Below are 12202 nucleotides of genomic sequence, written 5' to 3'. Positions count from 1 at the left end.
CCGCACAAATTTTGCCACGAAAGTGTCATAAACCTAGTCAGTAACTATGTGGAGTTTAAGCCAGTGCGCGGTTGACCGCGCTGGTGACTGCCTTCAGCGATGCGTAGGTGATGGAACCAGCGATGCCGGAGCCCCAGACCTTGGTGCCGTTGACATCTGCGAGGACGTAGGCCGCAGCCTCGGCATCGTCACCTGCGGTGCGAGCGTGCTGGACGTATTCCTGAACCTCGACGTTGATGCCGAGCTTCTCCAGGGCGTTGGCGTAAGCGGCCAGCGGGCCGTTGCCGACACCCTCAACGGTCTGCTCCTTGCCCTCGTAGACGATGTGAGCCTTGATCTTGGTGGCGTCCGACTCGTTCTGAGGGGCATCGACAGTCAGGGCAATCTGCTCGAGTGGAGCCTCGCGGTCCAGGTACTCACCTGCGAAGATGTCCCAAATCGCCTTGGAGTTGACCTCGCCGCCCTCGGCGTCGGTGACTGCCTGCACGACGGAGGAGAACTCGACCTGCATGGAGCGCGGCAGGTTCATGCCGTGGTCCGTCTTCATGATGTAGGCCACGCCGCCCTTACCGGACTGGGAGTTCACGCGGATAACGGCCTCGTAAGAACGACCGACGTCCTTCGGGTCGATGGGCAGGTAAGGAACCTCCCAGGTCACCGCGCGCAGGTCCTCGTCGGAAAGCTCCTTGACGGCGGCGCCCGGGCGAACCTTGTCCGCCATTGCATCGAGACCCTTGTTCACTGCGTCCTGGTGCGAGCCGGAGAAGGCGGTGAAGACCAGGTCGCCGCCGTACGGGTGGCGCTCCGGAACGCGCAGCTGGTTGCAGTACTCGACGGTGCGGCGGATCAGGTCGATGTCGGAGAAGTCAATCTGTGGGTCGACGCCCTGGGTCAGCATGTTCAGCCCCAGGGTGACCAGGCAGACGTTACCGGTGCGCTCGCCGTTGCCGAAGAGGCAGCCCTCGATGCGGTCGGCGCCGGCCATGTAGCCCAGCTCGGCGGTGGCGATGCCGGTGCCGCGGTCGTTGTGCGGGTGCAGCGACAGAATGATGGAGTCGCGGCGGTTGAGGTTGCGGTGCATCCACTCGATGGAGTCTGCGTAGACGTTCGGAGTGATCATCTCCACGGTCGACGGCAGGTTGATGATGATTGGGTTCTCCGGCGTCGGGTCGATGACATCCACCACGGCGTCGACAACTTCCTTGGCGTACTCAACCTCGGTGCCGGTGTAGGACTCCGGCGAGTACTCCCAGCGCCAGTTGGTGTCCGGGTAGTCCTTCGCGATGGTCTTAATCAGCTCCGCGGCGTCGGTGGCAATCTTCTTGATTGCGTCCTTGTCCTTACGGAACACAACATCGCGCTGCAGGATCGAGGTGGAGTTGTAGAAGTGAACGATGACGTTCTTTGCGCCGGCGCATGCCTCGAAGGTGCGGCGAATCAGGTGCTCGCGAGCCTGGACCAGAACCTGGATGGTGACGTCGTCCGGGATCATATTCTTCTCAATGATCTCGCGCACGAAGTTGTAGTCAGTCTGGGAAGCGGACGGGAAGCCGACCTCAATTTCCTTGTAGCCCATCTGGACCAGCAGCTCGAACATGCGGCGCTTGCGCTCCGGGCTCATTGGGTCAATCAGCGCCTGGTTGCCATCGCGCAGGTCGACGGCACACCAAACCGGTGCCTTAGTAATGCGCTTGTCCGGCCAGGTGCGGTCCTTCAGCTGGAAGTCCTGAACTTCCTGGTCGTAAGGCAGGTAGCGGTTGGTTGCCATCTGGGAGTTGCGCTGCTTATTCCAAGCAGGCTGTCCTTCCGGAATCTCGCCAGCAGGAGTGGAGATTACAGAAGGAGCGGAAATAAAAGCGTCGGAAGGAGACATGTTGTGGGCCTTTCTAATTCGGACTTTTCTTGTAGGCCGGCACAACTAACCCCGCGACGGGGAGCCGGCCTTAAACCCAAGCCCCGCCGCGGCATAGAAGCAGTAGTCCGCGTTGCATGTGATGTACCTTACCCCGATGGTTATATGAATTTCATCATTCGGGGGTTTTAGTGGGGGAAATATGCTCAGCCATCCACGCCACCCACCCCGCCAATCGATAGTTCTAAAGCTAGGACCAATGTATTTAGCGGGGTAAAGATGATAGCGTCCTTAAGGTGCAAACTAGCTGGTCTATTCTGAAGCGAGACTTGCGCCGTCTCCGCAATAGCCCAAGAGTGTGGGTAATCATCATCGGCGTGATGATCACCCCTGCCTTGTACTCCTGGTTCAACATCCCGGGCTTCTGGGATCCGTACGAGCACACCGAGAACATCGGTGTGGCAATTGTGAATGAGGACAAGGGCGCGAGTTCCTCGGTTACCGGAAGCCTCAATATCGGTAACCAGGTGGTCAAACAACTAAAACAAAATCATGAACTGGGCTGGCAGTTCCCCGATGCCGAGAAGGCAGACCGAGACCTAAAGCGCGGCAAGGTCTATGCCGAAATCACCATTCCGCCGAATTTCTCGCAGGAAATGGTTGACCTGATTCAAGGGCAGGGGCATCCAGCAAAGCTGAAATACCGCGCTAACCAGAAGATCAACGCGATCTCGCCGCACATCACGGCGCAGGGCGCGTCCGGTATTGATGGTCAGATTTCCGCTTCCTTTAATAAGGAGATTGCGAAGGCGGTCACCGAGGAGGTTAAGGAAGCTGGCGGCCTGCTGCAGGGCCGGTTCGATGCGGCTCGTCTCAATTCCGCTGACGCTTTCCAGGATGTCGCTGATGCGGTTGCCAATAGCCGCGATGAAGTCGGTGCTATCCAGGAGCAGATTGGCGATCTGCAGCCGACGATTGCGCAGATCAAGAAGACTCTCGGCAGCGTGGACACGGCCCTCGATGACGCCCAGGATGCGTTGACGCAGGTGCAGGCGATTACTGGTGAGCTCAATAATGAGGTCCTGAATTTCTCCGCGGATCTCAACGACGCCTACTTGCAGGGCAGCACCGCTCTGGTGGAGGGCACCGGCAACGCCAACGCCGCGATTGGCGCGATGACTGGCAATCTGCAGGGCGCAATTTCCCGTTCGGATTCTGCGACGGCTGCGGCGGAGGACATCGTCAACCAGGCGGATCAGGTCATTGGTGGGCTGAATTCCCTGCTGGAGGCCAACCCGCTCAACGGCCCGGATAAGCAGGCAATCCAGCGCACCATCGATGCGCTCGACGAGAGCAACGCCACCAATAAAGAGCTGGTGGAGGGCCTGAAGAACGTCTCCGGCTCGGCGCAGGGAACTCTCGACTCCCTCAACGCCACCAGCGAGGCATTGGCGCAGGCCACTAAGGACGGCAAGGCCGCCTCGGATCAGATTCGTCAGGCGTCCCAGGACGCACTTCCGCAGTTGAGCAAGGCGCTTAATCAGCTCAACGCGCGCGTGGGTTCGTACGCGGCGGCGCTGGGCGCGCAAAAGGACACCGTCAAGGAAACGTCCGCGCTTCTCGACGCTACGAGTGGGCAGCTTTCTGCTGCGGATCAGGTCCTCGAGAGCTTCAAGGCCGACCTTGATGGTGTGCGCGATGGCTTGGAAACTGCGCGTCTCGATGTCCTTACCCTGGGCACCACCGAAGAGCGCGAAGCCATGAACATGGTCAATGACCTTGATCCTGAGGGTATCTCGCAGTTCCTGAGCGATCCGGCTGAGGTTAAGACGGAGGCCGTGTTCCCGGTGGATCACTACGGCTCGGGTATGGCGGCGCTGTTTACCAACCTGTCGTTGTGGATTGGTGCGTTCATTCTGATTGTGATTTTCCGCGTGGAAGTCGACGCGGAAGGTTTCAAGGAAATCACGGTGGGCCAGGCGTACATGGGGCGCACATTGCTGTTGGGCATCATCGCTACTTTCCAGGCGCTGATTGTCTCTATCGGTGACATCGTCATTGGTGTGCAGCATGTCAGCGCGGTTGCGTTCGTCCTCACCTGTGTCGTGGTGGAGTTGTGTTATCTCGCCATTATTTACAGTTTGGTGTCGGCGTTTGGCCACGTGGGACGTGGTATTGCCGTAGTGCTCGCGTTTATTCAGATTCCTGGCGCCGCCGGTCTCTATCCAATTGAGATGACCCCGGACTTCTTCCAGGCGCTGAATCCGTTCTTGCCGTTGACCTACGGCATTGATGCTCTCCGCGAGACCATTGGTGGTTTCTACTCGAATTACTACCTGAAGAACATGCTCACCTTGATGGCCATGGCAGTGGTCGCCTACGTGGTCGGTTACTGGCTGCGCCGCAGCCTGTCCTCGGTCAATGTCTTGGTTAACCACCAGCTTGAAGAGGGCGGACTGGTCAACAACGAAGAAGTCCACCTGGTCGGTAGCGGATACAAGCTCAGTGACCTCGTCTTTGCGCTGCGTAACCGCGAGGAGTACCAATCGCGAGTCGACGAGCGGATGGAGAATCTGCGTGGCAGCTACACGCTGTTCATGCGCATGGCCATTGGCATCGCCGTGGCCGCCCTGGTGGTGCTGGGTATTTTGGCCCGTAACTACCCGGATCAGAAGGCCCTGTTCTTCGGTCTGGCTTGCCTGTTTGTGCTGCTCTGCCTCGCCTACATCGCGGTGCGCGAGTACGTCAAGCAGTCTGTGATTCACGCCCAGGAGCTCAGCGAGATGTCGGAGGAGGAGCTGCGCGCCTACATGGAGCACCAAACTTCCCATCCGCATGCGTACTCGCTGGAAAATGCTGGTGATTCGTTTGAGCCACAGGCGAAGGTGTCGTCGGCAAGCGTGAAGACTTCCCCAGAAGGTGAAGCCTAATGAGAAACGTTCTTGAAATTGTGCGGAATGACTTTCGGGTGATCCGCCAGAACACGATGACCGGCATCATGGTTTTCGGTCTGGTGCTGATTCCGCTGCTGTTCACCTGCTTTAATGTGCTGGCCAGCTGGGAGCCGTTTGAGAACACCGAAAAGCTGAAGATTGCGGTCGCCAGTAATGACCGTGGTCATCGCACGGATATCGGTGCGATTGACGTCAACTTGGGCAATGAGGTGCTGTCGAAGCTGAGCCGTAACCACGAAATTGACTGGCAGATTACGGATTCTGAGGACGCCATCGACGGCACTAAGTCCGGTGACTACTACGCGGCAATCGTGCTTCCGGAGAACTTCAGTACTGAACTGATGACCTTCTACGTCCGGGGCACCAAGGCGCCGAAGCTGACGCTCTATACGAATGAGAAGAAGAACGCGCTTTCGTCAATCATTACGAGTAAGGGCGCGAGTGGCGTTATTCAGGAGATTGACAAGAACTTCACGCAGGTCGTCGCCAGTGTTGGGCTGGGCGTGATCACCTCGCTGGATGAGTATTTAAACACCTCCGACTCCAAGCAGGCACTGACGCGCGTGCAAAACCGCGTTGATGACACCGCCGCGCGGCTGCGCTCCGGTGCGCAGACTGCTCGTTCGCTGTCCACGCTGGTGGAGACCACCGTGCCGCTGGTGGAGACCGCGGATTCCATTTTGGAAAACGCTGGTGCGCGGATGGACATTCTGCGCAATGGTTCGGGTGACGGCAACGTCGCAGGCGATCTGGAAGCCGCGGTCGGCAATGTCCGCGACTCGGTTAGCACGGCGCTCGACGCAACGCAGTCGAGCTACGAAGGCGTGCGCGACCGCGTCAACGAGCTTGTCGACGGCACCCAGGCCACCAGCGGCGCGACCGCAGATACCTTTGACGCGATGGCGGCCAAATTCGGCCAGCAGGCCGATGGCCTGACTGCGATGCGCGACCGCCTGGAGGACACCGTTGGGGCAGTGGTTCCGGGTGTCGCTAAGCCGGGCTATGACCGCGCGATTTCCGATCTGAACACCTCGATTGCTCGCACCCGTGGGCTGCAGGAGAGTTTCTCCGCCGTGGCAGCGGATTTGCGTGGTGGCCGGGATACGGGATCGTCGATAAGCCAGGCGAAGGACGCTTTCACGGCTGCGATTGCCGCTGTGGAAAATGCCAAAAACTCCTACGAGCAGAACCTGCGCCCGCAGATCGACGCACTGTCGGAGCCGGTGTCGCGTCTGAGCAACGACATCGAGGTCATTGGCGAGGACATTCGCGGCATCCGCGGTACGATTTCCGGCTCGCCGGTGGATACTCTTCGTAAGACCAGCGCCGCCACGATGGGTCTGAGCACCCGCTTTGATGATCTGGCCGCTCGCTTCGACGAGATCGACAACGCGCTGGAAGAGGCGAAGGACACCGGTGACCTCTCGCGAATTGCTGAGGCCGTCGGTGATGACCCAAGTGCCCTGGCAGCGCAGTTGGCCGCGCCGGTGCAGGTCGAGGAAGACCCCGTCTTCCCAGTCCAGAGCTTCGGTGCGGGTATGGCGCCGTTCTATGCGACCCTCGCGCTGTGGATCGGTGCGCTGCTGTCGTCGGTGCTGATCCGCACCACGGTCCGTAGCCGCGACGGACAGAAGGTCGGCGATGATGAGGCCGAGAATGTGGTCAGCGATGCAGTCGATGATGCGCAGGGCGATGCAGCCAGCGATGAAATCGACGAGCCGACCAGTGACGCACAAATCAACGCTGCGCAGGCCGATGACTACACCCGCGTCGAGAAGTACTTCGGCCGGTTCGCCACCTTCGCCAGCGTGGGCCTGGTTCAGTCCACACTGATGGTGTTGGGACTCCAGGTGTACGTGGGCATCGAGCCCGCGCACCGATTCCTGATGCTGCTGGCCGGCTGGGTGATTTCGCTGGTGTTTATGATGATCGTCTTCTCGTTCGTCTTCACCTTCGACAACGCCGGCAAGGCCATCTGCGTGCTGTTGCTGGTGATGCAGGTCTCGGCCGCAGGTGGCGCGTATCCGCTGCCGCTGGTGCCGCAGTGGGTCCAGAACATTAGCCCTTGGCTGCCGGGTACCTACGCGATCGATATGTTCCGCAGCTCCATCGCCGGTATCTATGAGGCAGACTACTGGAAGCTGATGTTCATGTTGGCGCTGTTCATCATCCCGTCGCTGATTCTGGCGCTGGGCCTTCAGCGCATCTTTGAAAAGGGAATCAACGAGATCAAGAACGCAATCGAGGAGACGAAGGTGATGGCGACTTCGTAAGGGGGCCTAATCCTCCGCCTCGTCATTCTCTGTCTCGTCGCTCTCGCGCTCGGCCGCCGGCTCGCCCTTGCCGTCGCGCGAGAGCTTCCGCAGCCACCAAATCAGCAGCGCAATGATCACCGCCGCTGCTGCCAGGATGGCCCACATCCACCACTGCCACTGCGAACCGCTGCCGTCGAACACGGACTCCTCGTCAGGATCCATCGGCACCTGATGCCCCGTCACCAGCAGGCGGTGCGTGTTAATGCCGTAAGGCGTGCACGTAATCAGGGTGATCAGGTCTTCTCCGGGGACGCGTCGTAAAGCATCGGTTTCATCCGGCTTTACGACGGCTACGTCGTGGACCTCATACTTCAACTTGTGACCCGCGACTGCGATGTAGAACGCGTCGCCCTTCTTGACCTTGTCGAGGTTGTCCCACAGCGTCGCATTCTGCAGACCCGTATGCGCGGACAGCGACGCGTGACGACCCTCACCCTCGCCCACGCCGCCGACCGGGAAGTCGGTGCCATAGAGGTGACCGACACCGCGCGAAAGCGATTTCTCCGACGTGCCGTGGAAAATGGGCAGGTCAGAGTTGATGGACGGGATGACGATGCGACCGAGCGCGTCGGTCTCGCCAAGCACGTCGAGGTAGTGGCGGTAGCGCTGGTACTCCGGGGAGGACTCGTCATCGGAGGTGGTCCAGGCATCGCCGGGATTGACCTCGCCGAGGCTGGCGTTGTACTCGTGGGCCTCGTTCCAGGCGGTGTCCAAGACCTCAGGAGGAGCGGATTTCTCCAGCTTGGAGTACTCATCTGCGGCGCGGGCCTGCAGGAAGTTGTTCCACTGAGTTGCGACAACCGGGTACAGCAGCACGCCCAAACCGCCAATGATCAACAGCAGGGCGATGATGGTGTTCGAGTTGAGCTTCTTGCCCTTTTGGGGCTTTGCTTTGGTGTTGGTTGCGGCGGTTTTGGTTGCGGTGCTGGTGCTGTTTGCGCGTTCGGACTTCCGCTTAGATGTCGGTTTGGATGCCCGCTTGGAAGTTGCCCGCTTGGAATGGGAATGACGCCCCATCGAGTCCTACCTTTGGTGACCTTGTGCATAGCGGCCACGGGTCTTTCTCACCAGGGATAATTCCCGGGCAGGGGATAGCCAGGCCGACAAATCGCTAACGACTTAATAAGTGCACATACCAATTTAGGTCATGCAACCCGGGAGAGCTGAACTCTACTTACCGAGCGGTGGCATCGGTGGAGTCTGTGGTGGTGATTTCGGTGCTTGGGGCGTCGGTGGTTGCGGTGCTTGTGGTGTCGGTGGTCGCGGTGTCTGCGGTGTTTTCGGTGCTTGGGGCGCTTGTGGAGGCTGTGGCGGTGGCTTCTGCCGGCCGAGCCGCCAGGGCAATAGTGGCAGAAATCATGGTCGCCAGTGCGATAAACAGCGCCACCCACTGCACACCAACTGCCTGGAAGCGTTCACCAAGAACGATGTATCCCAAGCTGAAGGCAACAATCGGCTCCACGACGGTCATAGCTGGTAGCGAAGCCTGCAACGGTCCCGCGTTAAAAGCCGCCTGCTGCAGGCCGACGCCAATAACCGCCAGTGCCACCAGCAGCCAGAGTTCCCAGGAGAGCAGGAGCTGGACGAGTCCGTCGTTGACATAGGTATCGACCACCGACTTAGACAGCAGCGCGACGAAGCCGTACAGCCAGCCGGTTGCCGTGCCGAGCAGTAGGGCCTTCGGGTTCTGGCGCAGCACTCCGCGCTGTTTGGTGTCTGAGCCGCCGCCGGCGCCGGTGCCGGTGTTGGGCCACTGAACTGCAGCGGCGTAAAGCCCGCAGGTGACCACGCCACCGACGGCGAGAGCCCATCCCCACAGGTAGGTGGGGATATCGGTGGAGCCGGCAGTCGGCTTGCCGAGCAACACCAGCGTCGCCACCGCAAAAGTAAGCGCCACGGACCAGATCATCTCTGACCGCGAAATCCGCCGACCGTTGACCTTCGCCGCCAGCGGGAGCGTGAGCATCAGCTTCATGACCAACAACGGCTGCACCAGGAGCAACGTGCCAAATGCCAACGCCGCGACCTGAAATACATACCCGGCAATCGCCAGGCCCGAGCCCAGCCACCAGCGCGGCAGCTTCAGGGTCTTCGCCACTCCGCGAAGTGTGCTGGTGCCCTCTTCCAGTGTTCCGGAGAGGTTGTGGCGGATGACGGTTCCCCACGCGATGCTGAGTGCGGACAGCAGTGCCAGTATCGCAGCGAGAAGGTCATTGTTCACGTAGGGAATGCTAGGCATGCAACACTTGTCATGTCCACTTCGCAGGGGTTGGGCGGGGCAGTGGTTGGTGCCCGCAGCGCCTCGGGAATTAGCTGGTTCGGCCAAGAAGCTGACTGAGCTCGGGCCGGGGAGTTAGGGAGTGGAGCTGACTGAGCCCGGAGTTCCTGGCACAGTACCGAGAGTTACTGACTAGGTTTATGTCAGTTTTGACAAGTTTCAGGGCATATTTTTGTCATAAACTTAGTCAGTTTCACATTTGCAGCCCGCAGCAGCGTCCGATCCGCACCCAACCCATGCCCAATAACCCCGCAACCCCTACGCAACCCGATCCAAACCCTCCACGCAACCCCCGCAAGCTACGTTTTGGTAACCCACTATGTAATTACGAATGCGACTCAAGTAAATTGAGTCAATAATAGTTACGTGCATATAGTTGCCTAGTTTTTGGAGGTTGCCGACCATGGCACTGGTTGTGCAGAAGTACGGTGGTTCATCCCTGGAGAGCGCCGAACGCATTCGTCGTGTTGCAGAACGAATTGTGGAAACCAAAAAGCAGGGCAATGACGTCGTGGTTGTCTGCTCGGCAATGGGCGACACCACCGATGAGCTTCTGGACCTCGCTGAGCAGGTCAACCCGGTCCCGCCGGGACGCGAGATGGATATGCTCCTGACCGCCGGTGAGCGTATTTCCAATGCGCTGGTCGCTATGGCAATCGCAAGCCTCGGCGCCTCGGCCCGTTCTTTTACCGGTTCGCAGGCTGGCGTGATTACCACGGAGCGCCACGGTAACGCCCGCATTGTCGAGGTCACTCCGGGCCGTGTCCGTGAGGCTCTCGATGAGGGCCATATCTGCCTAGTGGCCGGTTTCCAGGGTGTAAACCGCGAGACCAAGGACGTCACTACGCTGGGCCGTGGTGGCTCGGATACCACTGCGGTTGCCCTCGCGGCAGCCCTAGAGGCGGACGTCTGCGAGATTTACTCCGACGTGGACGGCGTGTACACCGCGGATCCGCGCATTGTGCCGGACGCACAGCGTTTGGACAACATTTCCTTCGAGGAGATGCTGGAGATGGCCGCGGTTGGCGCGAAGATTTTGCAGCTGCGAAGTGTCGAATACGCCCGTGCGTTTAATGTCCCGTTGCGTGTGCGTTCGTCGTATAGCAATGAACTTGGCACCCTTGTTGATGGATCGATGGAGGATATCCCTATGGAAGAAGCAGTGTTGACCGGTGTGGCTCATGACCGCTCCGAGGCGAAGGTGACCGTGCTGGGCATTCCGGATGATCCGGGCCAGGCGGCGAAGATGTTCCGTGCTGTTGCGGATGCGGAGATCAACATCGATATGGTGCTGCAGAACGTCTCCACCGTCGCGGATAACCGCACTGACATTACTTTCACGTGCCCGCGCGAGGATGCTCCGAAGGCGATGGCGTTGCTGAAGAAGCTGCAGGCTGACAACGACTGGAAGGACGTGCTTTACGACGATCACGTCGGCAAGGTCTCCTTGGTCGGTGCTGGCATGAAGTCCCACCCGGGTGTGACTGCGACGTTCTGTGAGGCGCTCGCTGATGAGGGTGTGAATATCGATCTGATTTCCACTTCTGAGATTCGTATCTCGGTGCTGGTTAATGACCAGGATGTCGACAAGTCTGTGAAGGCCCTGCACGACGCTTTCAATCTCGGTGGCGACACTGAGGCTGTTGTTTACGCTGGTACTGGACGCTAAGGAGTTTTCATGACCACGATTGCTGTTGTTGGTGCCACTGGCCAGGTTGGCCGCGTGATGCGCACTCTGTTGGCGGAGCGTAATTTCCCGGCCGATAAGGTTCGTTTCTTCGCTTCTGCTCGTAGTGCGGGCAAGGAGTTGGAGTTCCGCGGCGAGAAGATTGTTGTCGAGGATGTCGCGGCTACTTCTGATGAGGATCTGAAGGGCATTGATGTCGCGGTGTTCTCCGCTGGCGGCACGCTGTCGAAGGAGCAGGCTCCGCGTTTTGCGGCTGCTGGCGCTGTTGTTGTTGATAACTCGTCGGCGTGGCGTAAGGATCCGGAGGTCCCGTTGGTGGTCTCCGAGGTCAACCCGGATGCTTTGCAGGACATCCCGAAGGGCATTGTCGCGAATCCGAATTGCACCACCATGGCCGCGATGCCGGTTCTCAAGCCGCTTCACGACGAGGCCGGGTTGCAGCGTCTGCGTGTGTCCTCCTATCAGGCGGTCTCGGGTTCGGGCCTTGCTGGTGTGAATACTCTGGCTGGCCAGGTGCGCGAGAACATCGACAACCTGGAGAAGCTGACCACTGATGGTTCGGCTCTGGTTGCGGAGGACTTTGGTCCGTATGTCGCACCGATTGCTTTCAACGCGCTGCCGGTGGCTGGAAACTTTGTTGATGATGGTTCGCTGGAGACTGATGAGGAGCAGAAGCTCCGCAATGAGTCCCGCAAGATTCTGTCTATCCCCGAGCTGGCTGTTGCTGGTACTTGTGTGCGCGTTCCGGTGTTCACTGGCCACACGCTGGTGATTCACGCTGAGTTTGAGAATGCTCTGTCCGTAGAGAAGGCAACCGAACTGCTGGAGTCCGCGCCGGGCGTGAAGGTCGTCGACGTTCCGAATCCGCTTGCCGCCGCTGGTGTGGATGAGTCCCTGGTGGGTCGTATCCGTGTCGATCAGTCGGTTCCGGAGGGGCGTGGCCTGGTGCTGGTTGTCTCTGGCGACAATCTGCGTAAGGGCGCTGCTCTGAATACCATCCAGATTGCGGAGTTGTTGGTCGCTGACCAGTAGTTGAGCGCAGTACTTAAAAGCGCAAAAAGTTAAGCCTCGGCACTTAGCGAACTTCGTGCTCTCAATGACAACTACTCCCCACTA

The 12202-nt window shown here is 59.4% G+C and carries 7 protein-coding genes; 4 read left to right on the top strand and 3 right to left on the bottom strand.

The features are described 5' to 3' along the window. Positions 1-55: 55 nt before the first annotated feature. On the bottom strand, positions 56-1873 hold the full coding sequence (gene leuA, locus ADB02_RS03330; protein WP_049171178.1) for a 2-isopropylmalate synthase: 1818 nt from the start codon (positions 1871-1873) through the stop codon (positions 56-58). Positions 1874-2148: 275 nt separating this feature from the next. Here leuA and ADB02_RS03325 point away from each other — a divergent pair, with 275 nt between their 5' ends. Together ADB02_RS03325 and ADB02_RS03320 are read left to right on the top strand one after the other, a co-directional pair. Next, positions 2149-4782 (top strand): YhgE/Pip domain-containing protein, encoded by a 2634-nt coding sequence (locus ADB02_RS03325; RefSeq protein ID WP_049189661.1) that lies wholly within the window; start codon positions 2149-2151, stop codon positions 4780-4782. After that, complete coding sequence (locus ADB02_RS03320; protein WP_049189660.1) at positions 4782-7079, top strand: YhgE/Pip domain-containing protein; 2298 nt, start codon at positions 4782-4784, stop codon at positions 7077-7079. The genes ADB02_RS03325 and ADB02_RS03320 overlap by 1 nt, the downstream gene beginning before the upstream one ends. Before the next feature lie 6 nt (positions 7080-7085). Here ADB02_RS03320 and ADB02_RS03315 read toward each other — a convergent pair whose 3' ends face one another. Both ADB02_RS03315 and ADB02_RS03310 read right to left on the bottom strand, forming a co-directional pair. Continuing rightward, entirely contained in the window at positions 7086-8138 is a 1053-nt protein-coding gene (locus ADB02_RS03315; RefSeq protein WP_049189659.1) for a class C sortase, read from the bottom strand. 157 nt (positions 8139-8295) lie between these two features. Next, a complete protein-coding gene (locus ADB02_RS03310) occupies positions 8296-9342 on the bottom strand; it encodes a DMT family transporter (protein WP_193388745.1) in 1047 nt (348 codons plus the stop codon). A 460-nt stretch (positions 9343-9802) separates the two neighbouring features. Here ADB02_RS03310 and ADB02_RS03305 point away from each other — a divergent pair, with 460 nt between their 5' ends. Beyond that, entirely contained in the window at positions 9803-11068 is a 1266-nt protein-coding gene (locus ADB02_RS03305; protein ID WP_016421883.1) for an aspartate kinase, read from the top strand. Between the two features lie 9 nt (positions 11069-11077). Beyond that, positions 11078-12118, top strand: coding sequence for an aspartate-semialdehyde dehydrogenase (locus tag ADB02_RS03300; protein ID WP_049171166.1), 1041 nt, complete (start codon positions 11078-11080; stop codon positions 12116-12118). Positions 12119-12202 lie beyond the last annotated feature (84 nt).

The organism is Corynebacterium sp. 212_CJEI (genome assembly GCF_001055915.1).
Classification (GTDB): Bacteria; Actinomycetota; Actinomycetes; order Mycobacteriales; family Mycobacteriaceae; genus Corynebacterium; species Corynebacterium jeikeium_D.
Note: the sequence above shows the minus strand (reverse complement) of the source record. Positions and strands in the feature narration are given on the sequence as shown.